At 66.7% G+C, this 24,039-nt stretch carries 20 protein-coding genes and 1 pseudogene; 10 read left to right on the top strand and 11 right to left on the bottom strand.

All coding sequences use genetic code 11. The annotated features are described in order from the left end of the window. The first annotated feature begins 330 nt into the window (after positions 1-330). The 4 genes and pseudogenes from ACOQPD_RS06975 to ACOQPD_RS06960 all read left to right on the top strand — a co-directional run bounded on the left by ACOQPD_RS06975 (position 331) and on the right by ACOQPD_RS06960 (position 3,077). Positions 331-1,551 carry an IS110 family transposase gene (locus ACOQPD_RS06975; protein ID WP_420614169.1) on the top strand — a complete coding sequence of 407 codons (1,221 nt, stop codon included), beginning with the start codon at positions 331-333 and terminating at the stop codon, positions 1,549-1,551. A gap of 238 nt (positions 1,552-1,789) precedes the next feature. Further along, the gene (locus tag ACOQPD_RS06970; protein ID WP_420614168.1) at positions 1,790-2,554 is read left to right on the top strand and encodes a hypothetical protein; all 765 of its coding nucleotides are present in this window, start codon (positions 1,790-1,792) and stop codon (positions 2,552-2,554) included. Positions 2,555-2,647: 93 nt separating this feature from the next. Continuing rightward, positions 2,648-2,806 (top strand): annotated as a pseudogene (locus tag ACOQPD_RS06965) (helix-turn-helix domain-containing protein); the annotation flags it as partial. Positions 2,807-2,849: 43 nt separating this feature from the next. Further along, positions 2,850-3,077, top strand: a complete 228-nt coding sequence (locus tag ACOQPD_RS06960; protein WP_420614167.1) for an Ig-like domain-containing protein — start codon at positions 2,850-2,852, stop codon at positions 3,075-3,077. A gap of 97 nt (positions 3,078-3,174) precedes the next feature. On the opposite strand, the gene ACOQPD_RS06955 is transcribed toward ACOQPD_RS06960, so the two are convergent. From ACOQPD_RS06955 to ACOQPD_RS06930, 6 genes are all read right to left on the bottom strand, one after another. Then, positions 3,175-3,723: a VOC family protein gene (locus ACOQPD_RS06955; RefSeq protein ID WP_420614166.1), complete on the bottom strand. Its 549-nt coding sequence runs from the start codon at positions 3,721-3,723 to the stop codon at positions 3,175-3,177. A 318-nt stretch (positions 3,724-4,041) separates the two neighbouring features. Further along, complete coding sequence (locus ACOQPD_RS06950) at positions 4,042-4,956, bottom strand: VOC family protein (protein ID WP_420614165.1); 915 nt, start codon at positions 4,954-4,956, stop codon at positions 4,042-4,044. Then, on the bottom strand, positions 4,953-5,864 hold the full coding sequence (locus ACOQPD_RS06945; RefSeq protein ID WP_420614164.1) for a TIGR03619 family F420-dependent LLM class oxidoreductase: 912 nt from the start codon (positions 5,862-5,864) through the stop codon (positions 4,953-4,955). The genes ACOQPD_RS06950 and ACOQPD_RS06945 overlap by 4 nt, the downstream gene beginning before the upstream one ends. Next, the gene (locus tag ACOQPD_RS06940) at positions 5,861-6,901 is read right to left on the bottom strand and encodes a zinc-dependent alcohol dehydrogenase (RefSeq protein WP_420614163.1); all 1,041 of its coding nucleotides are present in this window, start codon (positions 6,899-6,901) and stop codon (positions 5,861-5,863) included. The genes ACOQPD_RS06945 and ACOQPD_RS06940 overlap by 4 nt, the downstream gene beginning before the upstream one ends. After that, a complete protein-coding gene (locus ACOQPD_RS06935; RefSeq protein WP_420614162.1) occupies positions 6,901-7,908 on the bottom strand; it encodes a hypothetical protein in 1,008 nt (335 codons plus the stop codon). Before ACOQPD_RS06935 ends, ACOQPD_RS06940 begins: the two co-directional genes overlap by 1 nt. After that, a complete protein-coding gene (locus ACOQPD_RS06930) occupies positions 7,899-9,209 on the bottom strand; it encodes a phosphotransferase family protein (protein WP_420614161.1) in 1,311 nt (436 codons plus the stop codon). The genes ACOQPD_RS06935 and ACOQPD_RS06930 overlap by 10 nt, the downstream gene beginning before the upstream one ends. 89 nt (positions 9,210-9,298) lie before the next feature. On the opposite strand from ACOQPD_RS06930, the gene ACOQPD_RS06925 reads away from it, so the two are divergent. The 4 genes from ACOQPD_RS06925 to ACOQPD_RS06910 all read left to right on the top strand — a co-directional run bounded on the left by ACOQPD_RS06925 (position 9,299) and on the right by ACOQPD_RS06910 (position 14,583). After that, the gene (locus ACOQPD_RS06925; RefSeq protein WP_420614160.1) at positions 9,299-11,248 is read left to right on the top strand and encodes an FAD-dependent oxidoreductase; all 1,950 of its coding nucleotides are present in this window, start codon (positions 9,299-9,301) and stop codon (positions 11,246-11,248) included. A 371-nt stretch (positions 11,249-11,619) separates the two neighbouring features. Further along, positions 11,620-12,024, top strand: a complete 405-nt coding sequence (locus ACOQPD_RS06920) for a nuclear transport factor 2 family protein (protein WP_420614159.1) — start codon at positions 11,620-11,622, stop codon at positions 12,022-12,024. Positions 12,025-12,109: 85 nt separating this feature from the next. Beyond that, complete coding sequence (locus tag ACOQPD_RS06915) at positions 12,110-13,363, top strand: OB-fold domain-containing protein (protein ID WP_420614158.1); 1,254 nt, start codon at positions 12,110-12,112, stop codon at positions 13,361-13,363. Further along, on the top strand, positions 13,363-14,583 hold the full coding sequence (locus ACOQPD_RS06910) for a thiolase C-terminal domain-containing protein (RefSeq protein ID WP_420614157.1): 1,221 nt from the start codon (positions 13,363-13,365) through the stop codon (positions 14,581-14,583). The genes ACOQPD_RS06915 and ACOQPD_RS06910 overlap by 1 nt, the downstream gene beginning before the upstream one ends. A 23-nt stretch (positions 14,584-14,606) precedes the next feature. Here ACOQPD_RS06910 and ACOQPD_RS06905 read toward each other — a convergent pair whose 3' ends face one another. Then, positions 14,607-15,770 carry an acyl-CoA dehydrogenase family protein gene (locus ACOQPD_RS06905; protein WP_420614156.1) on the bottom strand — a complete coding sequence of 388 codons (1,164 nt, stop codon included), beginning with the start codon at positions 15,768-15,770 and terminating at the stop codon, positions 14,607-14,609. Positions 15,771-15,831: 61 nt separating this feature from the next. Next, a complete protein-coding gene (locus ACOQPD_RS06900) occupies positions 15,832-16,326 on the bottom strand; it encodes a MarR family winged helix-turn-helix transcriptional regulator (RefSeq protein WP_420614155.1) in 495 nt (164 codons plus the stop codon). A 75-nt stretch (positions 16,327-16,401) separates the two neighbouring features. Here ACOQPD_RS06900 and ACOQPD_RS06895 point away from each other — a divergent pair, with 75 nt between their 5' ends. Together ACOQPD_RS06895 and ACOQPD_RS06890 are read left to right on the top strand one after the other, a co-directional pair. After that, positions 16,402-19,734: a methylmalonyl-CoA mutase family protein gene (locus tag ACOQPD_RS06895; RefSeq protein WP_420614154.1), complete on the top strand. Its 3,333-nt coding sequence runs from the start codon at positions 16,402-16,404 to the stop codon at positions 19,732-19,734. Positions 19,735-19,757: 23 nt separating this feature from the next. After that, complete coding sequence (locus tag ACOQPD_RS06890) at positions 19,758-20,795, top strand: hypothetical protein (protein ID WP_420614153.1); 1,038 nt, start codon at positions 19,758-19,760, stop codon at positions 20,793-20,795. Positions 20,796-21,020: 225 nt separating this feature from the next. Here the strand turns inward: ACOQPD_RS06890 and ACOQPD_RS06885 are convergent, their stop codons facing one another. From ACOQPD_RS06885 to ACOQPD_RS06875, 3 genes are all read right to left on the bottom strand, one after another. Then, complete coding sequence (locus ACOQPD_RS06885; protein WP_420614152.1) at positions 21,021-22,097, bottom strand: 2Fe-2S iron-sulfur cluster-binding protein; 1,077 nt, start codon at positions 22,095-22,097, stop codon at positions 21,021-21,023. Continuing rightward, positions 22,076-23,224 carry an aromatic ring-hydroxylating oxygenase subunit alpha gene (locus ACOQPD_RS06880; protein ID WP_420614151.1) on the bottom strand — a complete coding sequence of 383 codons (1,149 nt, stop codon included), beginning with the start codon at positions 23,222-23,224 and terminating at the stop codon, positions 22,076-22,078. Before ACOQPD_RS06880 ends, ACOQPD_RS06885 begins: the two co-directional genes overlap by 22 nt. Positions 23,225-23,299: 75 nt before the next feature. Continuing rightward, entirely contained in the window at positions 23,300-23,980 is a 681-nt protein-coding gene (locus ACOQPD_RS06875) for a DUF2461 domain-containing protein (RefSeq protein WP_420614150.1), read from the bottom strand. Positions 23,981-24,039 lie beyond the last annotated feature (59 nt).

Raw genomic sequence — 24,039 nt, 5'->3', positions numbered from 1 at the left:
AGAGGAGGCACGATAGCCATGTTCGACACCGGGAATGACAGCAGTAGGATACGCCGCCTGCTGAGGGCGGCCATGCGTTCTACCACCCCCCTTTACCTTGTTGAGTAGCTCTGATGTGTGAGTATCGGGGCTGGTTGCTCGCCGCGGCGGGCAGGGCTTTGTCCCCCTGTCAGAGAGATGGCCTGGGGGGTGTTGCCACCCGCCGTGGTTGGGTGCCTGCGACCTCTTACAGGGACATGCACCGACAGGGGGCTGGTTCGTAAAGTGGTTGAGGCGTTGGTGCCCTCGAGTAGCTGCCGAAAGGAGTTTGCGACTAGAGAGGACCAGCTGATGGGTGAGAGGCCTACGCCGGCTCCCGGAGTGTTCGTCGGTATAGACATCGCCAAGGGCAAGCATTACGCCTGTGCGGTGTCGGCCAGCGGTGAGGCGCTGTTCGCCCGAGCGGTTCCCAACGACGAATCAGCGATCCGGCGGATGATCGACGACGCTGGGGACCACGGCCGCACGGCGTTGGTGGTTGATATGACCTCGTCGGCGGCTGTGCTGACCCTCACCGTCGCCGCAGAGATGGCGATTCCGGTGGCTTATGTCACCGGCCTAGCGATGCGCCGAGCTGCCGACCTCTACGCAGGTGCGGCCAAGACCGACCCCAAGGACGCGCAGGTGTTGGCCGACTTCGCCTGGCGTAACGCCGATCGGCTGACCTGGACCACTATCACCGATGAGTTGTTGGCCCGTCTGCGGATCCTCAACGGTCGGGACACAGACCTGGCCGCCGACGCTACTCGGGCCGCGAACCGCCTGAGAGACGCCCTATTAGCCGTGTCCCCGGCTCTGGAACGCGCCGTGGGAGAAAGGCTGATGTCGACACCTGGTCTCAGAGCCGCGCTGGTGAAATACCCCACCCCCACAGCGCTGCGAACCGCCGGCAAAGCCCGGGTGCGGACGCTGATATCCAAGCGATCCAAGCGCACCGCCAACACACTCACCAACGAGATCTGGGCTGCGCTCAGCTCCCAGACCGTCACGGTGCCAGCCGAGGCAACCTGGGGCGAGACAATCGGCGACTTGGCCGCCGACCTGGACCGGATCATCGACCGCCGACAACGCCTCGAAGCTGACATCGAGCAGGCGTTCTTGGAGCATCCGCTGGGAAAAGTCCTTAACAGCATGTGCGGGTTCGGGCCCAGAACCGGAGCTCGAACCCTGGCTGAGATCGGCGACCCGCACCGGTTCGCCAACCCCGGCCGGCTAGCCGCCTACGCCGGCCTAGCCCCCGTGGACCGACAATCAGGCCGCAGCCACCGAACAGGGCGATCACGAGGCGGAAACCACCGACTCAAAAACGCCATGTTCATCGCCGCGTTCGTTGCTACCCAACACGACCCCGACGCCCGCGCCTACTACCTACGCAAACGCGCCCAGGGCAAAGACCACAACGCCGCGGTCATCTGCGTCGCCCGCCGACGCTGCAACATCATCCTGGCCATGCTCAAGACCCAAACGCCCTACCAACCCCGCCAACCCGAGAAACTGCCCGAAGCGGCTTGACAACAAGACAGGGACACCCCCCCTAGTCGTTTGGCTCGCCCTTCCGGCGCTGCTGCTCTCGGTCCTGTTGATCCCGCGTCCGGCCGAGGCCGGGCACGAGGTCGTCTGGTCGGCGACGCTCACGCCTCAGAGCGTTTCGGGCTCGGGTTGCTCCCAAACAAGCCCATGGACAGCCAGGAAGTGCGAGAACGCCCTCACAGATCGCACGATCGAACTCCCCGATGGAACCTCCATCACGGTGGATATCTTTTACATCGATGAGAACAGCAACGGCTTTTTTCTCTACTTCGCATCCGCCGGGGCGCTGCCTGCTCAGATCGTCGACTACGCGTTTGAGGTCAACGGATTCACGTTCCGATTTGACGACCCGAACCTCCATAGGCCGCGATCCGATACGCGCCAATGGCCGGCTGGTAGCGCAGCCGAGGATACGCTTGAGGTCGGAACCCCGGTCGTGATCAACCTGGTCGTGGCCCACCCGAAGGTGTCTATCTCCGCCTCCCCCACGACGGTGGACGAGGGCAGCCCGGTCACCATCACGGCCACCCTGTCGAAGGCGCTGTCGAGCCGGGTGACCATCCCGCTGGTTGTCTACGGCTTCAGCGCGGAGCCGGGCGACTACGGACGCCTCGCGTCGATCACGATCCCCGCCAACTCGCTCACGGGCACGGGGACCATCGCCACGCGCCAGGACGCGGACGCCCACGACGATGTCTTCGGGGTGGACCTGGGAACACTGCCCCCGGCAGTTGCCAGGGGCAACCCGTGGTCGGTCTCGATCACGATCGTGGACGACGACCTCAGCACCCTGACGACCCTCCCCGTAGATAAGTCCCAGCAACGCCCCGCCAGCCAACGGACTCCGACCGGCGCGGGGGCGGGAGGTCCCTTCTGCTACGTCGGGGCGGGCAACGGCACCACGGAGTACATCCGCTACCCGGATGGGCGCATCGTGGAGACGACCAAGCAGAGCGAGACCATCAGGTCGATGTTCGCGTGCTGACGAGACGGAGCCCCCGGGGAGACTGAAGCGGAGCCCCGCGTTGCTCACCGGCAGCCGGCAGTCCCCGGTCGCGGACGCCGATGGGCGGCGCCGGTGAGTGCGGGCGAGGCGAAGCCCCCGCGGGTCACGCTCAACCCGGCCCCGGTGCGGGCCTTCCTCGAGGAGCGGGGCATCTCCCAGAACGAGCTGGCGCGCCTGGTCGGGATCTCCTCGGGCTACTGCTCCCAGCTCATGAGCGGCAGCGCCCACCCCTCCCCGGAGGTGGGGGACGGCCGGGACACATCCCTGTCCCGGGGTGTTCAGCGACGCCGACGGCGACAGCCTGACCACCACCGCCGCATCCTCGAACGAGACCGTGGCCACGGTCTCGGTGTCGTCCGATTACTCGACGCTGACGGTGACGGCCGAGGCGCGGGGGACGGCGACCCTCACGGTCACCTGCCAACGACGGCAACGGCGGCACGGTGTCGGACGCGTTCGCGGTGACGGTGAAGGCAGCGTCCACCGACGTGGTGGCCTTTAATGGTGATGATGTCACATCAGTGTAATTTAGAGTGAACACGCCCTAGATAGCGGCGGGTAAGCGAGCTCCACGACCATGTGTCGTGCGCCGAACCCGGTCAATCCTCGCCGGAGGGCGCCTCGTCCCAACGCTGCCGAAGCTCCGCAGCGAGATGGCTGTTCTCGGCGTTGCCGGGATGGGGGTACCAGCGATCGCCCACAGCTTGGTACCGGGTAGCGAGTTCGATCAGCACCCCGTGGGCCTTGTCCTCTCCGATGAAGTTCCACTGCAGCCATGGGATGTTGGGGGGACCGCTGTTCTCGTCGAGAAGAACCGGTAGCCCGGCTTGACGGCATTGCTCGACCGTGTGGCCGAAGTCGTCGGAGAGAAACGCGATGTGGTGGACGAACTCGCCGCGGCGGTCGAGCAGTTTGTCGACCCAGGTTCCCGGAGTTCCCGGCGCCCACAGCTGGATGCTGACGCCGAGGGGATCGGGATTCTGGAAGGTCGCCCACACCATGTGAACACCGTCGGCCGTGCCCTCACCCCGGGTCACCTGCAGCGTGTGCTCCGGCGAGAGAACTTCGAGAATGTCGTGCCAATCGGCGATCGCCTTTTCCAGATCGCGCACGCACATCGCGACGTGATCGATATGGACAGCCGGCATTCGTTTGCCCCCCGGACGGTGAGACGTAAACCTAATTGATCGTGGTCGGTCTGTGTTGCGGCGGCGTGCTCTGGACCGCCATCGACGCCTCTGGCTGCGTCCTGCCTCCTCAACGTACCCTGCGGGTACGCCTTCGTCAGCAAGTCCTTGCCATAGACGCCGCTGCCGGCGCCAGACCCCACCGCCGCCCCACAGACCAACCACGGGGACCCGCGATAACAAACGAACGCGCATAGCGTGAACACGCCCTGACATATCCACCGGCTCGTCCACTTCGACGGCGAGGACTCGAACCGAACCTGCCGGGTGTCGCCGCTGTCAGCGAAGGTCCCCGCCCGCGAACCAGCGTTCGAAGGCGGGCTGCGACGCGGTATCCACCAGCTCGACCCGGAGCCCGTGGGCCGAACGGTGGTAGGTGAATCCGGAGGGTTGGCGGCCTGATCTGCTGAGGCCGGCCACCTCGAGACTCATCCCCCGATGCTGCAGTCGCGCGGCGTCGATCTCGAGCCGGTGGCTCCACAGTCCGATGTGATGGAGGCCGCTCACCGGCGCCCAGACCGTGCCGGCGGCGCCCTCGATGAGCTCGAGGTGGGGAGGACCTTGCCGGGAGTACGTGAACCGGATCTCCGTCGTCAGGTCACCGGCCGCAACCCGGATGCTGATTGCTCGTTGCTGGGGGCGTGCCCAGGTCAGGCCGAGTGCGTCCCCGTAGAAGCTCATAGCCGTCTCGAGGTCGGGCACCGCGAGGGCGGTATGGCTGATACCCGCTATATGACCCGGCCCGCCCGCAAGCCACTCGTCGAATGACTGCCGGCGAGAATCATCGAGGATCTCGACCCGGAAGCCGTTCACGTCGGTGAAGTACGCGAAGCCCAGCAACCCACCGTCCTCGGCGTCATAGGTGGCTTCGAGCGTCATCCCGGCCCGGGCCAGTAGCCGTCCGGCGCCGCGCAGATCCGGAACCCAGAACCCGGCGTGGTGTATGCCTCCTCCGGTCGGCTCCCACGGCGTGCCCCGGGCCTGGCCGATCAATTCCAGATGGGGCGGGCCTTCCATCGAGTAGGTGAGCCGGAGGTCGGTGGTTACCAGCCGGCCGTGGTGGCGCACGGTGCGTTCACCGTGGCGTACCGGCGCCCACGTGAGGCCCAGCTGGCTGCTGAGATCGTCCATCGCACCATCGAGGTCCGGCACGACGATCCCGAAGTGGTGCATCTCCGGGAGCTCGATGCTCAACACGCGCCCCTCTCGACGAGGTCCTTCAGGGCGGCGATGCCGAGAACCATCTCGTCCCAGGCTCTCTCGCCGCGTACCACCGGTGTGACGAGGACATGGTCGAGTCCGGCCTCCGCGTAGTCGACCAGGAGTTCTGCGACGTCCTCCGGACGCCCGGTCACCGGTCGCCGGTCACCGTAGCCGTCGCCGACGGACGACCAGCCCGAGTAATCGAGACCGTCGCCGATCGTGACCTCCATGTGGATCGACACGGTGACCTCCTCGCGATCGCGCTCGATCTTCTCCATCTCGGCGAGGAGCATCACGACTCTTCTCTTGAACTCGTCGAGCGGGGCCCAGGTGCCGTGCCAGCCGTCACACCATGCAGCCCGGCGCAACGCGCCCGCTGATGAGCCACCTATCCAGATGGGGATGGTCTCGGACGGCCTGGGCTTCACTCTGACCGCCTCGAACGAGAAGAACCGGCTCTCGAACTCCGTGGCGCCCGCCCAGAGTGCCCTCCACCCACGGATGTAATCGTCAAGTCGCTCGCCGCGGCCCTGCATAGGAACACCGACGGCGGTGAACTCCTCGGTCAGCCAACCGGCTCCGACCCCCAGAATCGTGCGTCCGGGCGCCAGCCAATCCAACGTCGCCCACTGCTTGGCGAAGTGCATGGGATTCCGGTAGGCAGGGACGATGACGCTGGTGCCAAGGCCGACCCGGCGTGTGTGAGCCGCTGCGAGCGCCAGCAGCGGGATCGGCTCCGGAAAGAACGAGGGCATGCCCTCGATCGACGTCGGGACCGCTACGTGGTCCGACGCCCACACGTCGGCGAAGCCGAGGTCCTCTGCGACGACGGCCGCGGCCCCTACCCTCTCGGGCGAAGCCGCTCTGCCGAGCTGGGGGAGGTGCAGTCCGAACCTCAAGGCGCCACTACGATCCGCAGAGCCCCCGTTGACTTGTCCGCTGCCGCGACGAACGCGTCAGCTGTCTTCTCGAGAGGGAATCGGTGTGAAACGAGACCGCCGAAGGCACCCGGGTCCGACTCGAGGAATTCGAGCGCGACCTCGAAGTCGTGGCGGCCGTCGGTGACCCCGTAGGTCATTGCGAAGAACATTCGCAGCTCGCGAAACGCGGCCCGGCGCGTGTCAAGGCGGGTTGGATCGTCGAACAACCCCAGCACCAGCACCTCACCACCCGGCTTCACCGTTCGAACCGCTAGATCGAAGGTTTCCGGCCCCCCTCCGACCGCCTCGACTACGACATCGGGCGCGAACCTGCGTATTCCGGAGACCACATCGTCCAGGGCGGGGTCCAAGACCTCGATCGCCCCGAGCGTCTCGGCCACCGCAGCCTGGCGGGGGTAACGAGCCACACACAGCAGGGCATCGGCGCCGAGGCGCGCGCCGGCGGCGGTAGCGAGCAGTCCGATTGCACCCGCTCCGATCACTGCGATCTTGCGACCGGCCAGCGTCCCGTCCTGTGCGGCGAATGTATGGCTGGCCCGGTAGGCGTGAACCGCGCAGGCGAGAGGCTCCGTGAGGATCGCCAATTCGTCGGCCATTCCGTCGGGAACGTCGAACAGGGCGGATGCGTTGACCGACATCCGCTCTGAGAAGCCCCATGACCGGAGGGTGGCGCGGTCGCTGCAGAATCGCGCCTTGCCATCCAGACACGCCGTGCATCTCCCGCAGTTCCCCGCGAGATTCGGCTCGACGACGACCCGCCGGCCGCGCCCGCCGTCAGCTCCTGGCGCCCAGGCGACGACTTCGTGTCCCGCCATGCCGGGGATCGGTGCCTCGGGCCGCCCGGTCATCAAGTCCGGATGGCGCCATCCGTGAAGGTCGGAACCGCAGATCCCGCAAGCGATGACGTCGATTTCGACGAGGTGGCCTTCAGCTCGGACCGGCGGTACCTCGCGAACTGCGATCCGTTCCGCCCCGTCGAGGAAGGCGGCGCGCATCAGTAGCGGAATCGGGGCATGGGCGGGTTGACGGAGTACTCGACGACGCCATAGCCGCGCTCTCCGGTTTCGAGCACCTCGAAGTCGAAGAAGGGCTCGTAACAGTCCAGGCGGGCCTCCGCGTCGTTCTCGTCACGCATCAAACCGTTGCGAGTCTGGGCGTGCTTCCGGCCTGTTGCGATGGTGAGTTGCTCGTCGCCGAGATCGAACTGCATGTCAAACGACATAGCCGTGCGGAAATCGTCTTCGAGGCGCGGCACGCACGAAGCGCTGACGATCGGTCGAGACCCGTCGGCGTCGCCTACCCATCCTCCCACCGGGTTGGCGCCCTCGGGCAGCCGCCGGTCCGGATTCATCCAGCCGAATGCATTGAGGTGACGGTTCTCGAGCTGGATCGACGGCCAGAAGTGACCTAAAGATCGTTGCAGCGTTCGATGATTGCGCGGCTCCCAGGAACTGGAGCGCACGAATCGATGGGTCCAGGAATGATCGCGGTGGGCCCATGAGTCGATGGCCCGTCGCTCGCCCTTGCGGGGACCTCCGAACGTCTCGAAGGAGCCTTCGCACGAGAGCGCCTGCTCGTAGTGCCCGCCGTAGTCTTCGTAGGCACCGAGCGGATTGCCCCCCAGACAGTCGTCGTAGTCGAAGACCTCGAAACGGCTGCGATAGGTGAGATCGAATCCGAACTTGGGGCCGTCGAAACTCCAGCGGTACTGCTCGAAAGGCTTGTCGACTCGAAATGTGAGCCGCTGGTCCCCGATCGTCTCGAACACCGGGTCGACCTCGAGCGGTTGGCGTGAAGCCCATTGCTGGTGGACGCCGTCGATGACGTAGAACGCGCTCGCTCGCACGTAGCCGTGACTCAGCGAGGCATGGATGTGGTTGATGCCGAAGACGTCCGCTTCGCGATCGACGACCGAAAACCAGAAGTTATCGCTCCACAGGTGCTTCTCCGGGGCGTCGACAGGAGGGGCGTGGAGGTACTCGTCCCGTTCCTTCAGCGCCATGCCATCTCCCGGAGAAACGTCGGCCGCCCCGTGAAACGGAGCCCGAGCGCTTGCAATGCTGCCGCCAGGTTACGCCCACCGTCCGCAGCCGCCACCGTGAGGACTTCGAACGCCGCCTCCCAAGCCGCCTCCGAGTCTGGCAGGTCGAGCGCCTTCGCCAGAGCCGGCATGCCGCCGATGGCTCGCAATCGATCCACGGACCGGCGAAGGGCGTGGCCTTCCTCCTCTTCGTCGAGCAGATGTGATCGCAGCGGTCCGCCGGTATCGGGGTGGCGGGCAATCTCCATACGCCTCGCGGCGCCCAGCATCGGCGCGTAGTGGCTCGGCCGCTTGGCGAGCTCGGGGGGAAGGGGAACGAGGCCGTCCTCCAGCCAGCCGACCAGATCCCACATGCCCGAGTTCCCGGCCTCTCCGATCGCCGCCAGCGCCGCGCGATCAGACTTCCCGGAAGCCAGGGCCGATATCCCTCGCATCGAGGCCGTGTAGGACCTCCAGCGCTCGAGCCTGAGGTAGAAGGGCATCACGGACTCGTCGACCTTCCGCCCCGATGCCCGCTCGTAGAGAGCGACCGCCTCCCGGTCGATTCCTCCCCAGGCGGAGAATTGGCGTGTGAATGCGATGTCGCACATCGGATCGCCCGCCCAGGCTCGCTCCCAATCGAGCACACCGCTGATCTCTCCGCCGTCATCCCACAGGATGTTGCCGATGCGGTAGTCACCGTGACAGACAACCGGTTCGTCGCCGCCTCCCGGAAGGTTGCTCAGAAGCCACCGGAGGCCGATCTCGAAGCCCGGCTGCCGGGCGGGGGCGGCACGACGGTAGTGCTCCACCTCGGTGTCGATTATCGATCGAATCGCTTCTCCCGTCGTTCTGACCGCAGAGAGTTGGGAGGGATCACCCGAACGATGGAGATCTCCGAGCGCGACCGCCATCGCTGCCCGGTAGCGCTCTTTCTCGTGGAGTGGGATCTTCTGCGAGCTGCGCAATCTCGCTCCGGGGACCACAGTCTGGACCTGCAGCGGCGCCCCGAACTCGGACGGGTCCGCGGCGACCAGCAGCACGTCCGGAGCAGGCAGCGCCCCGCGGGCTGCCCGGAGCGCCCGCCGTTCCGCCTCGACGTCGTAGGGATCGAGCGTTCCGCCTCGGGGAGCGACCCTCACCACCGCCTCGGGACCTGACGCGGTCGACACGAGGTAGGTGTCCCACGAGTGTCCGCCCGGCATCGGCTCGACGCGCGCCTCTCCGAGCGAACGCCCGAGTGCCGTTTCGGCTGCTCGCACGATCTGGACTTGCACGGCCATGGGCTGGACCGTACCTCCCTCATTCTCCCGGTGGCAGGACCTGCCGATCATGCGTTGATCGCAGCCCTGGTCCATATACTCGCGCCTAAGTGAGGGCAGCTCAGAACTCGTATCCAACCCTGTTTTCGTCATTGCGCCTCGGAACGCTCGAGCTCTCGAACCGGATACTGCTGTCGCCCATGACGACCGGATTCGGGTTCCGGGCCGGGCTTCCCACAGAGCAGCTGATCGAGTATTTCGCGGCTCGCGCCCAAGATGTGGGGATGGCGGTGGTGGCCTTCGGGGCGGTCGCGCCGGAGGGTCGGGTCGAGCAGCAGATTCCGTGGATGTGGCTCGACGGCGCGTCCCGAGCTCTCGCCCCGCTGGCCGCTGCCATCGCGGCCAACGGCGCTGCGCCGTGTCTCCAGCTCGGCCATGGCGGCCGTCAGGTGAGCCCGAAGGTGATAGGCGGCGACCCCGTGGCCCCATCCGCTATAGCGCCGCTCGTCCACGTCAGCCGCCAACCGCGGTCCTTGGAGATCAGCGAGGTGGAGGATCTCATCACCGCATTCGCCGCCGCGGCCCGGAAGGCGTCGGCAGCCGGGTTCGTGGCTGTCGAGGTGCACGCCGGCCACGGTTACCTCATCCATCAGTTCATGTCCGCCGGATCGAACCGCCGCGACGACGCGTACGGCGGCGAGACCGTCGCGGCGAGAGCCCGCTTCGGCGTCGAGATCGTCGGTGCGATCAAGGAGGCCGTCCCCGAGCTCGCTGTGATGGTCCGCCTCAACGGGGCCGACTTCGTGCCCGGCGGTCTCGAGGTCGCGGACGCAGTCGTGGCGGCCAGGTCCTTCGCGTCTGCCGGCGCCGACGGACTGGTCGTGTCCGCCGGTGTCTACGGTTCCGTTCCCTACACCATCCCGTTGCTCGACGATCCGGAGGGCACGTTCCTCGACCTCGCGTCGCAGGTGCGGGTCGGCGTCGACATCCCCGTCGTGGCCGTCGGGCGCATCACCGATCCCTCGACCGCGGAGATGGCGCTGGCCTCGGGCCGCTGCGATGCGGTGGCCGTCGGCCGGGCGCTTCTCGCAGATCCCGCCTGGGCGACCAAGGCGAGAAGCGGGCAGCCCGCCCGGATCAGGCCCTGCATCGGAACGGTGGAGGGATGTGCGGGGATGCTCCAGCACGGTGACCCCATTTCGTGCTCGGTGAACGCTGACGTCGGGAGGGAGGTCCGGCCGAGCTTCCCACCTGCCCGCGCGGCGCCGCGCCGACTCGTGGTGATCGGCGCAGGACCTGCCGGCCTCGAAGCGGCCCGGAAGGGCGCCCTCAAGGGCCATGAAGTCGTCATAGTCGACCGGGCGGATGCGATCGGGGGCAGCCTCCGGTTGGCCGCGCAGACGCCGCCACTGCGCCATGTGCAGCGTCTTGCGGATTGGTTCTCCCTCGAGATGGAGCACCTCGACGTCGATGTGAGACTCCGATTCGAGGCCACGGCGGCTTCGGTGTGCGATCTCGACCCCGGCTTCGTAGTCGTCGCCACAGGAAGCGTCACCGAGGTGCCGGTGCTCGACGGGTATGACCGCATGCCCGTCTGGTCCGCCGAGGGCTTGCTGGCGGCCGGGGAATCGACTCTGGGAACGCAGGAGCCCATTGGAGAGATAGTGGTCCTCGGTGGGGGGCGCCGAGCTCTGGCAACGTCTTTGTGGCTGATCGGCGAGGGGCATCCTGTCGTGGTCGTAGCCGGCACGAGGGCCGGCAGCGACACCAGCGGGTTGGCCAGGCGGGCGTATCTCAGCCGCATCGAATCGGCCGGCGGATCGGTCGTTCGGGCGATCCCACGCCGCCTTGACAAGTCCGGTCTGGTGGCCTCGGCCGGGGACAGCGAGATATTCATTTCCTGCGGCGGGGTCGTGGTCGCCGATCCGGCGCGCTCGATCCGGCCGAACTGGCTCGATCAGCTGGAAGCGCCCTTCGTAGTGATCGGCGACGCTCGGGCACCGAGAGGGATCGGGCCGGCGATCGCGGAGGGGAACGACGCCCTCAGGGCCATGACCTAGAGCGAGAACGCGGTCGCCGCGCCTCGGCACGGCGCCCTCGCCGGCGCCTTTCAACCACGATCACGCCCCGCTACCCGTCCTGATCGGGTAGTTCGTTGTTACCCACACCCCAGCCGTCGAGAACGCGAAAATCGCCCGAACACGCCCACCCCCGGCGGGCCCATCCCCCAGCCACCACCTCCTTCGGTCCGAACGCGTCCCGCTATCCCCGGCGGGGTCCGCTCCCGAATTGATCCCGGATCCGGGCTCCTCAACGTCGATAGGCAAGAGTCCGGCGGTGCTTGTGGCCGCCCGGCAGTATGCGACGGGTCTGTGACACTTTCAACCCCCTTGCCGGCACTAGACTCGTCGAGGGCTCTCTCGAGAAGGCCGTGGACGTTCCGACTTCACCGCAAACAATCGTCCAGCACTACTTCGAGTCGATCAACTCTCGAGATTGGCCGGCGCTACGAGAGGTCCTCCATCCACACCTATCTATGCAGGTCGTCGGCCGGGGACGCATCGACGGCGTGGAGGCCGCGCTGGCCTACTTCGAGACCTTGCTGGCGGGTTTTGCCGAAGGTACCGACCGCCCCACCCGTTTCCTGGTATCGGGGAGCAGCGTGGTGGTCGAGATCGACTTCGACGGCCGCACGGTGGGCGGACGCCCCGTGGCCTTCTCCGCGGTGGATGTGTTCGACATCTCCGACGGCAAGATCAAGTCGTTGAGCGTCTGGTACGACTCGCTGGACGTAGCCCGTCAGGTCAAGGGTCGGCAGAAGCGCACCGAACCGTAGCCCGAGCACGGGATCGTCGTCCCGGCGACGGGTTGTAGGCTCCTGCCATCCGGGCCGTAGCCGATGCCGGAAGTGAAGACAATCGATGGATCAGAAAGCGACGGCGAGCGCCTTCATCGTCGATGCGCAGGTCTCGCTGGGCCGGTGGCGTAGCAAGACTCCCCGGGGGACCGTTTCCCAGGCCGCATACGACGAGGACGCCGTCACGATGGCTGCCCGGTGCGGCCTGGCGCTGCTGGACAGGAACCCGGACGTCACTCCGATCGGTTTGGTGGCGGCGACCGTGTCGGCCCCGCTGCCGGAGCCAGGCATTGCCCCCTTTCTTGCCGAGGTGCTGGACATCCGGTCCGCTGGGGATCGTCCCGCACCCGACGTGTTGGAGCTGGCCGGGTCGGTCTCTGCCGGTGTTGCCGCGGTCGCCGAAGCGGCGAGGCACGTGACCGACGGCCGCGGGCCGGTGCTCGTCGTGGTCTCCGATGACCGCCGGGACAACAAGGGCCGGCCTCTCGGGGCGGCAGCAGTCGCCCTCCTGATCGATTCGGTCGGGGATGTGGGCAGGGTCACCCCGGCAGGGAGCGGCGCCGAGCTGTTCCTGGATCGCTGGCAACGTCGCGACGCACCGGGAGTCCACGCCGGTGACAGGTCCCTCGACCGTTATTCGCCCGCCAAGGCGTTCGCGGGCGGGCTCGACGCCGACCGGGTCCTTCTCTCGACCGCCTCCGGTCCGCAGATCGAAGGAGCGGGATTTCCGGGATGTGCCGCACCCCTGATCGGCCTCTTCAGGAGCGACGCCTCCGAGGGCCGGGAGCTGGTCGTCGCCTCGTCGGCCGGAGGTATCAGCCACGCCGTCCGGATAACGGTCGGATCCCGGTTTTCCGACATCAGGGAACAGGCCGTCGATGAGATCTCGGGCGGGCTTCGCCGACAGCGACCGGCCGATCCCGATGAGTCCACGTTCACCCCGTACTCATCCCAGGCGATGGCCTTCAGGGAGCGAAGCCAGACGTTCCGGCTTCTCGCCGCGAGGAACACCGAGACCGGGGAAGTCGTCTTCCCGCCGCCGCCCGCCGCGTCGAGCACCGGATTCGAGCCGTATCAACTCGCCCGCACCGGCACCGTGGTCACCTTCGCCCGAGACCATGTGTTCCCGTTCGGCGGCCCGCTTTCCATGGCGGTTGTCGAACTCGACGGAGGCGGCCGCTTCTACGGACAGGTTGCCGACCATCTCGAAGTCGAGATCGGCGACCGTGTGGAACTGGTCCTGCGCAGACTGCACGAGGCGGGAGACGTGCCCAACTACTTCTGGAAGATCCAAGCCGCGCCGACCGGGGCGACCTGATGGGCATCGCCGGAGAGGTAGCCATTGTCGGCACGGGAACGACGAGCTTCGGCGTGCTTCACGACATGGGTTACCTCGACCTGGTGGCCGGATCCGCCCATGGCGCCGTCACCGATGCGGGCCTCACGATGGACGCCGTCGACGCCGCCTGGCTGGCGACGGCCGAGCCGCAGACCTCGGGACTCATCGGCGATTCCGGGGCTGCGGTGGCCGAGGCCCTGCGATTCTCCCCCCGCCCCGTCACACGGGTCTCGAACTTCTGCACGAGCGGGATGGAGGCCGTGCGCGGCGCAGCCCTCGCCGTCGCCGCCGGGGAGTACGACATCGTTCTGGCGATCGGAGCGGAGAAGATGCGCGACGTGACTCCCAAGGGGTCTCTCGTCGCCAAGACTGCCGAGGGCAGCCACCCGACGCTGGCCAAGGGCAGGACCGCCCCCGGTCAGTTCGCATTGCTCGCCAACCGCTACCTCGACACCTACGGACATACGAGAGACGACCTCGCCCGGGTGGCCATCAAGAATCACCGCAACGCCATGTCGAACCCGAGCGCACAATTCGGCTCCGAGCTCACGATGGAACAGGTAATCCAAGCGCCCATCGTCGCCGAGCCGCTCGGCCTCTACGACTGCACCCCGACGACCGACGGCGGGGCCGCGGTCGTCCTGGCGTCGCGTGGATGGGCCGAGGCGAACGCCTCGCACTATGCGTTGATCGAGGGGGTCGGCCTGTCCGTGACCGGTGGCTACGTGTCGAACTTCTTCGAGGAGTCGGGCGACTACCTCGGCTTCGCATCGACCCGCGAAGCGGCCGCTCAGGCGTACCGTCAGGCAGGAATCACCGACCCGAGGTCCGAGCTCGACCTGGTCGAGTGCCACGACTGCTTCACGATCACCGAGATCGTCAACACCGAAGACCTCGGGCTGGCGGAGCGAGGCAAGGGGGTCGAGCTGCTCCGTTCCGGAGCGACCGCCCATGACGGCGAGATCCCCGTCAACGTGTCCGGAGGCCTCCAGGCGTGCGGCCACCCGGTCGGCGCGACCGGCGTGCGCATGGTCGTCGAGATCGCCGATCAGGTAACCGGTCGGGCCGGAACTCGCCAGGTCGCCGGCGCCACGAAGGGACTGGCACACACCCTCGGCGGTCCGGGCGTCATTGCGTGTGTGATGGTGATCGCTGCGTCACAGACCGACCACGGGACCGGCGATAACAAAACCGCATAGCCTGAACACGCTCTGTTCGGGACTCAGGCTCTCTGGTTGAAGCTGCGGCCCAGATACTGTGACACGATGCGTACCCGCTGGATCGTCGGGGTACCGCCCGCCACCGCCCACCCGTGGGCATCGCGGTGATAGCGCTCCAGCCCGTACTCCACCGAGTAGCCGTTCCCGCCGTGGAGCTGGATCGCGAGATCCGAGACCTCCTTGGCCATCTCGTTGGAGTAGCACTTCGCGATCGAGGCATCCAGCGGATCGGGCGCTCCGGTCCCCGCGCTAGCAGCCGCGGTCCATATCAGTCGCCGTGCCGCCTGGGTCTTCAGGACCATGTCGGCTAGGGCCAGCTGAACCGCCTGGAATTCGACGATGTCCTTCCCGAACTGTTTGCGCTCCTCCACGTACTTGGCCGTGAGGTCGAGGCAGGCCTGGCCGATGGCCAGCGACATCGTCGCGTTGCCGAGACGCTCGATGGAGAAGGCGGTGAACAGGTCCCGGAATCCCCCGGCGGGCACTATCACGTTCTCCGCCGGAACCCTCACGTCCTCGAAGAACATGTCGGCCGACGGGATGCCGCGAAAGCCCATCAGCTTCTCTTGCGGGCCGAAGGTGAGGCCATCGGCGCCGGCCTCGACGACCACCGCCCCGATGCCCCTCGAGCCGAGCTGTTCGTTCATCCTGACGTACACGAGGTACATCTCGGCGTGCCCGCCGCCCGAACACCATCGCTTCGCGCCGTTGATGACGACCTCGTCTCCGTCGCGGACCGCCGATGTCGTCATATCCGTTGCCGCCGACCCGGCGTCCGGCTCCGAGATCGAGATGGCCATCGTGGCGGAGCCCCGGATCACCGGGGGCAGGAACCTCTCCTTCTGGGCCTCGGAGCCGAGCATGGCGATGGCCCGGGCCGGACCGGTGTTCGACTCGAACGCTTGAAAGGCCGCGATCTGGTTCCGCTTCGCCAGTTCCTCGATCACGATGAGCGAGTCGAGCAGGGTTCCGTCACCTCCGCCGTAGGCGCCTGGGAGGCCGATTCCGAGCAGTCCCAGGTCTCCGAGCCGCTTCCGTTCCTCGTCGGGCATGAACGTGCGGTCCCGATCCCAGGCTTCCGCCTTGGCGGCGTAGACCTCGTCGGCCAGCCTCGCCGTCGACTCCCTCAGGATCTCCTGCTCAGGGGTAAGCGCGAACTCGATCATGAACACCTCGCTGGGACGGAACCCTCAGGATTCTATGGGGCCGCTGATGCGTGCGCCGCGCTCACTCGAAGCCGGCAACGGCGTCGCCGGCCAGCCATCTGATCCGGTTCAGCAGCCTCGTCAGGTCTTCAATCTCGACGCCCTCCTCATCGAGGCGCCGGAACACGGCGTTGACCGCATCCGTCGCCCGGCCGACCACCTCGCGGCCGTGCGCCGTGATCGATGCGAGCACCACCCGGCTGTCGGTCACGTCGACCCGTCGACGGACGAGCCCGTCGCGTTCAAGGCGCTTGACGGCGCTCGTGACACTGGCAGGATGGACCTGAAGCCTCCCGCCGATCTTCCCCATGGGCAGCCCACCGGCGCGGCTGAACCCGAGCAAGCGCAGGATCTCGAACCGGGCGAAACTGAGGCCGGACGGGGCAAGAGCCACCTCGACCATCGCCGTCACGATCTGGTTCGCCCTCACCAGAGTCGTGACCACGGACATGCCGCCGGCCGCGTCGGCCCAGCCATGGTGTTCCCATTGCCGCCGCGCTTCTGCGATCGGGTCCATGGGCGGTTGGCGTGCCGCCCGGTTTGCTATATCCTTTGATATCAAAGTAACCCCACATTAGTGGTGAGGAAGCGAATGCCGGGACCAAGCCATCACCTGCGTGTCGTCACGGCGACCTCCCTATTCGACGGTCACGACGCGGCGATCAACATCATGCGACGCATCCTCCAGGCCGCCGGCGTGGAAGTGATACACCTCGGTCATGACCGGCCGGTCCAGGCCCTCGTCGAGGCGGCCGTGCAAGAAGACGCTCAAGCCGTCGCGGTCACCTCCTACCAGGGAGGCCACCTCGAGTTCTTCCGCTATCTGCGCTCGCAACTCGACGAGGCCGGGGCGACCGACGTGAAGATATTCGGCGGCGGAGGCGGCACCATCCTTCCCGAGGAGGCGGAGAGCCTCCGGGCTCAGGGGGTCGAACGGATCTACGGTCCCGACGAAGGAAGGGAGCTGGGCCTCCAGGGCATGATCGACGACTTGATCGCGCGGGCGGATGCCCCCCGCGGAGTCGAGGTGGATGTCGGTCTCGCCGACCTGTCGGCGACGAACAAGCGGGCGGTGGCGCGGCTCATCTCGGCGGCGGAGAACGCTCCCGAAAGGCACGCCGAACTCCTCGAATCCGTCGCGTCGGCTGCCGCCGAGTCCTCGTCGCTCGTCGTCGGGATCACCGGCACGGGCGGATCCGGGAAGTCGTCGCTCATCGACGAGATCGTGCTGCGGTTCGTCGCCGATCGTGAGGACAAATCGATCGCGATCATCTCCGTGGACCCGTCTCGCCGCCGGTCAGGCGGTGCTCTGCTGGGCGATCGGATCCGCATGAACTCGGTGCACCACCCGCGCGTCTTCATGCGATCCCTCGCGACCCGCCAGGCGAATCTCGCGCTGTCCCCCCACGTCTCGGACGCCCTGAACATCGTCAAGGCGGCGGGCTTCGACCTGGTGATACTCGAGACGGCGGGCATCGGGCAGTCGGACACCGAGATCGTCGACCACTCGGACCTGAGCGTCTACGTCATGACGCCCGAGTACGGCGCGCCGTCGCAACTCGAGAAGATCGACATGCTCGACTTCGCCGACCTCGTGGCCATCAACAAGTCCGATCGGCGCGGTGCCCTCGACGCGTTGCGTGATGTCCGCAAGCAATGGCGTCGCAACCGGGTCGACTTCGACCGCCCGGACGGTGACGTGCCCGTGTACCTCACGTCGGCTTCGCACTTCAACGATCCGGGCACGAACCGGTTCTTCCTCGCCCTGCTGGCCGAGATCGACGGGCGGTCGTCCCTAGATTTCCGCCCCCATCGCGAGTTTCAGGTCGACCGGACCGAGGCGGGGCGCATCATCCCGGGCAATCGGGTCCGCTACCTCGCCGAGATCGCCGAGACGATCCGTGAATACAACGCGCACGTGGAACGGCAGGCGGACCTGGCCCAGGAGCTCCAGGGGCTCATCACCACCGCTGACCGCACCGGACTGGACCTCTCGGAGGAGATCGATTCGCTCCGGGCCGCCCTCGGCGCCGGAACGTTGCGGGTCTTGGACGAGTGGGACGCGATGAGAGAGCGATACCAGACCGAAGAGGTGTCGTATTCCGTGCGGAACCGCCTCGTCACGGTGGAGGCAGCTACCACGACCCTGTCGGGGACGCGGGTTCCCAAGGTCGCGTTCCCCAGGATGCGCGGCTGGGGCGACCGCGTCCGGTGGATGCTCCAGGAGAACGTGCCCGGATCGTTCCCCTACACCGGTGGTGTCTTCCCGTTCCGGAGCACGACCGAACGGCCGACCCGCATGTTCGCCGGCGAAGGTGGTCCCGAGCAGACCAACCGTCGGTTTCATTACCTGTCACGAGGTATGCCGGCAGCCCGCCTGTCCACGGCGTTCGACTCGGTGACGCTGTATGGCGAGAACCCGGATGAGCGGCCGGACATCTACGGCAAGGTCGGCAACAGCGGCGTCTCGCTTGCGTCGCCGGACGACGCCAAACGGCTCTACTCGGGTTTCGACCTGGTGGACCCCAGCACTTCGGTGTCGATGACCATCAACGGCCCGGCCCCCATGATCCTCGCCTTCTTCCTCAACGCCGCGATCGACCAGCAATGCGAGCGGTACATCGACGAGCACGGGCTCTGGGAGGTCGTCGAAGCCACACTCGACGATCGGTACGAGAACCGTGGGGTGGCTCGCCCGGTCTACCGGGCCGGACTGCCGGAGGGAAACGCCGGCTTCGGCACGCGGCTCCTCGGCATCTCGGGGGACGAGGTCGTGCCGGAGGAGGTATACGCCGAGATCCGGCGCGACGTGCTCGGGAGGGTTCGGGGCACCTTGCAGGCCGACATCCTCAAGGAGGACCAGGCTCAGAACACCTGCATCTTCTCGACCGAGTTCGCCCTCCGCATGCAAGGCGACATCCAGCAATTCTTCATCGACAACGCAGTGCGGAACTTCTACTCCATCTCGATCAGCGGGTATCACATAGCCGAGGCGGGCGCCAACCCCATCACCCAGCTCGCGTTCACGCTGGCGAACGGGTTCACGTTCATCGAGTACTTCCTGGCGAGAGGGATGGCCGTCGATGATTTCGCCCGCAACCTCTCGTTCTTCTTCTCCAATGGTGTCGACGCCGAGTACGCAGTCATCGGCCGGGTCGCTCGGCGGATCTGGTCGAAGGCTCTGCGCGATCGCTACGGGGCTTCGGACCGCTCGCAGAAGCTGAAATACCACATCCAGACGTCCGGGCGCTCCCTCCACGCCCAGGAGATCGGGTTCAACGACATCCGGACGACACTCCAGGCGCTGTACGCGATCTACGACAGTGCGAACTCGCTCCATACCAACGCCTACGACGAGGCGATAACGACCCCGACCGAAGAATCGGTCCGGCGAGCGCTGGCCATACAGCTCATCATCAACGAGGAGCTGGGCCTCAACCGGAACGAGAACCCGCTTCAAGGGTCCTTCGTGGTGGAGGAGCTCACCGACCTCGTCGAGGAGGCGGTGTTGATGGAGTTCGACCGCATCAGCGAGCGAGGCGGAGTCCTCGAAGCGATGGAGACCCAGTACCAGCGCAGCAAGATCCAGGAGGAGTCACTCCACTACGAGCGGCTCAAGTCATCGGGCGATCTCCCCATCATCGGCGTCAACACGTTTCTCTCGGACGACGGATCGCCATTTGTACGGCCGGAGAAGATCATCCGATCCGCAGCCGAGGAACGAGACCGGCTCGTGGCCGAGATGGACCAGCTCCACCACCGCAACGAGAAACAAGCAGCGGAACTCCTCGATGAGCTACAGCGGGTGGCACTATCGGGCGGCAACACATTCGACGCCCTCATGGCAGCAGCCAAGGTATGCAGCCTCGGCCAGATGACGCACGCCCTCTACGCCGTGGGCGGCCAGTACCGCCGCAACATGTAGCCCCGGTTAGGAGAGTTGTCGCGGTGGCGGACTACCGGCACTTGACAGAAGACCGGCCCGCGGCAGGGGGGGAGGCCATGCGCTGGATGGCCGCGGCGGTGTTCCTGCAGTCGTGGGGGCCGGTTGCCGTCGCGGTGACAGTCGCCGATGTTGACCCTTTGGCGTTTCAGGTCTGGTACATGACTGCTCTGACCCTCGTATATGTGGGGTACATCGGTGCAATTGCCCCGGCACTGCTGCAGCAGTTGTCCCCGTTGCGCTGGATCGTGACCCGTATCCCGACCGCCGCCGGTCTGCGGGCGACTGTCAACGGGACAGGGTGGGTGATGTTCGCCGCTGCGGCGCGCTACCTCGATACTGCCGTGGTGACAGTCCTCGCCGGCGGTTGGCTCGTGCTGTTTGTGGTAACTCGCCGCCGCCAGGCCGGCGGGCGTTACCGGCCGCTAACGGGCGGAGAGTGGATACTGCTCCTCGCGGCCCTTGTCGGCGGCGGGCTCGTAACGCTGTCACAGACCGACGCCGGAATCCTGACCGAAGCGGCGGCGGAGGCGCTCTGGGGTGTCGCGCTAGCCGGGGGAGCGGCGCTGGCCTGGGCGTGGCTCGCGTACAGGTTCCAGTTGGGCACCGAGCTACACAGGCTGACCGCGGGAGGAGTCCGCCAGGGGACGCTGAGCCGTCCGGTTTCGAGCGAGGTGGCCTGCGTCCTTGCGGTGTCGGCCGTTCTGAACCTTCCCGGGGTGGCCGTCGCCGCCGCCGCTGCCGCAGTCGGCGGGGCGAGTTGGGGGGTGTCCGCTCCCGTCGGTGGGGTGCCGGCCGCTGTGTGGGCGGTTGTCGGAGGGGTAGTCGGCGGGTTGGGGAGCGTGGCGTTCCGGCACGCCAATCTGTCGACGCAGACCCTCACTGTGAACGCGTTGCAGTACCTCCGGCCGCCGTTGTCGCTGCTGTGGTTGGCGGTGTTGGTAGGGCTGACGGTGGCCCGCCCGACGTTCCTATGGGTGGGCGCGGCCGCCGTCGTAGTATCGAACGCTCTGCTCCACGCCGCGGCCTTCAGGGATCGCTAGTAGGTCACGGCTCGGGGGCGCCGCCCTCCGTTTATCCCCCAGCCGAGCTACCTCGCGAAGTACACAGCGATCAGGGGATTCATTGGCGGCTGGATGTGCCGTACCGTTACCGGAACAATCACGGAGCTAGGCCGCGTCCGTCGCGACGTGTGCGGCGGGCCTGCCACGGCGCCCGTTTGGCCCGGAGGCTTCCACTTACGCCACGTCCTGGTGGCGACCAGTAACTCAGTGATATGCCACCGTGAGGTGCGGGGTTGTGGGGAGGGCCTGGCAGGTGAGTATGACACCGCTGGCTATCTCGGAACCGGTGAGTGCCATCGTGGCGCGTAGGTGCGCTGAACCGGTCTGCAGGCGGGCTCGGCATGCGCCGCAGACTCCTGATTCGCAGGAGTAGGGGGGTGTGCCCCCGGCGGATCGCACCGCGTCGAGGATTGTCTGGCCCGCGGCGGCGCGCACGGACAGGGTCTCGCCGTTGAGGCTCACGGTCAGCGCGGCGGCTACGCCTGCCACCGAGTCGTCCGGAGGTGCTGTCGGTCCGTAGCTCTCGGTGTGGATGCGTTCCTCCGGTACGTCCAATCCGCGGAGCGCTGCCCGGACCACGGGGTTCATGTCGCCGGGTCCGCAGATGTAGTACCGGGTGTCCTGCGCGTAGGGAGGGTGGTGGTCGATGAACTCGGCCACCGTCTGCGGTCCGATGCGACCGTGCCGCCAGGGCCGGACCCGAGACGTCCGGATGGGGGAGGAGAGGACGTGTCTGACGGTGAGGCGGCCATCGGAACCGGCTTCCAGGCGGGCGAGCGCTTTGCGGAAGATGATGCTCTCGGCGTCGGTGTTGCCGTAGGCGACTAGTGCCGTCGAGTGCGGCTCGGCGACCAGGACGGAACGGATCATCGCGTACAGCGGGGTGACCCCGCTGCCTGCGCCGAAGAAGTAGTGGGTGCGCCTCTTGCGGGGGTCCGGATCCAGGCAGAACCCGCCGAAAGGTGGCATAACGTCGATGGCCTGGCCGGTGGCCAGATTCTGGTTGATGTGGTTGGAGACGAGTCCTCCCCGGACCCGCTTGACCGTGATGCGCAGCGGAGCGTCGCCGAAGGGTGTTTCGGAGATGGAGTAGGAGCGGCGCCTCTCTTCACCATCGATGTGGAAGCGCAGCGTGATGTGTTGGCCGGCCCGCCAGCGGAAGGTCTCGCGCAGCGGCTCCGGTACATCGAAGGACACGGTCGTGGCGTTTTCCGTCTCGGCTCGGGTCTCGAGGACCCGCAGCCGGTGGAACTCGCCCCTCACGGGCTCCCTTCCACCCATTCGCGGACCAGTTCCTGGTGGCGCCGGACTCCGGATTCACCGGAGACCGACGATGGACCGTGGCGGAAGTAAGGGCTCTGGAGGGAACGCTGCTGCTGTTCGCAGGCGTAGATGTCCTCAGCCATGAAATCGCCGGAGGCCAGGGGGTCGGAGGAGTCACCGCTGTACTTGCCGCTCACCTTCCCAGACCAGAAACCGGAGGACCGGATGGACTGGCGGGTGAACGCCCATGAAGATGCGTTGGCAACCTTGGTACGGATCACCACCCGCGTCCGGTCGGGCGCCAGCGGGGTCACATGGAACAGCGACCATGAGCTTTCCGATTCCCCCAATCCGATCCCCGGGAACAGCATCGGCACCCATGCTCCCGCCCGGTCCGCCGGAACGACCAGCGGGTACGGGGTGTTCCTCTCCAGGTTCTCGGCGTACTCGGGTGACAGGGGTTCCCAGAAGGCGAAGTGGGGGCCCACGAAACCCGACTCGATGCGTGAGTGGTCGTACATCGCCAAAGTGCCGGAGTGCAGATGACCCAGGTGGTAGCCGTCGATGTAGTTCTCCACCACGATCTTCCAGTTGGCCGCGATCACATGCTCGGTCCGACCCTTGTCATACTCCACCAGCGCGTCTACGTCGTGCGGGCCCAGATGTGGCTCCACCTCGCCGAACCAGTCCATGATGGACCCTGCATCGGCGTCGGGATGCACCCATAGCATCCCCCGCCAGCGGTCGACGGAAGCCTTCCGCAGTCCCAAACAGTCCATGTCCAGGTCGGGAAACTCACGCTCCCGGTTCGGGACGGACACGAGGTTGCCCTCCAGGTCATAGGTCCAATCGTGGTACGGGCAAACGATGGCCCGCTGGGTGTTCCCCACCGCCCGCAGCAACTGGGTCCCCCGATGGCGGCAGATGTTGTGGAAGGCCCGCAGCCTCCGGTCCCGTCCCATCAAGATGAAGATGTTGTTCAGGCCCGCCTGAACCGACATGTACCGGCCGGGCTCACCGATGTCCTCGGCGAAGCCCGCGAAAGCCCACGTACGGGAGAAGATCCGCTCCTGCTCGCGGTCGAACCAATCCCGAGACGTATACGCCTCCACCTCCAGGATCGGCATCCCGTGGCGGCTACTCACCGGCACCCCCGGATCCAGGACGGAGCACGGTCGGCCGTCCATGTGCGTGCTTGGCCGTCAACGCGGATTGTCCATCTACCAGGCCAGGCCTACCGCGGCGGTGAGGAATCCGGCGAAGGGCGCGGCCACCAGGCAGGTGTCGGTGTAGAGGTCGATGAAGTCCGGGGCGCAGGTTTCCTCTTCCGAGAAGCTGGTGGTGGCCACGAAGGACTTTAGCTTCAGGTAGTGGATCAGAGGGTGCTCGGGGTCAAAGCCTCTCGGGGCGCGCTTCAGCGACTCGCCTTCGAGGGTGAAGGTGGAAGCGAAGCGCGGCTCGTCCACGATCCGGCCCCATACGTCCGGGTTCTCGGCGATGGCTTCACGTATCTTTCCGGCGGTGGCGGCATTCGGCCTCCACAGGCCGGCGCCGGCGAACACCATGCCAGGTTCGAGGTGCAGGTAGAGCCCCGGCCCGTGCACGTCCCGGCCGGCCTCGTGGCGGAAGTGGACGCCGGCGTTGGTCTTGTAGGGGGTCTTGTCCTTCGAGAAGCGGACGTCCCGATAGATGCGGAACACCGACCCGCCGGACCGCCGGGCGTCCGCCACCATGTGGGGGCTGATGCTCGCTAGCCGATCCTCGAAGTCGGTCACGAACTGCAGAAGCGGATCCTGGACGTCGGTCCGGTACCGCTGCTTGTTGGCCTGGAACCAGTCGCGCCGGTTGTTGGCGGCCAACTCTTCCAGGAAATCGAACAAGGCAGGTGTGAAGTGCGCCATGATCCGTCACGCTAGCGCCGACGGGCGCGGGTGATCTCGCGATTCGATCGCAAGGAACG

It is taken from the genome of Candidatus Spongiisocius sp., assembly GCF_965221825.1.
Classification (GTDB): Bacteria; Actinomycetota; Acidimicrobiia; order Spongiisociales; family Spongiisociaceae; genus Spongiisocius.
The sequence above is the reverse complement of the archived record's forward strand: the minus strand, read 5'-3'. Positions and strand labels throughout refer to the sequence as shown.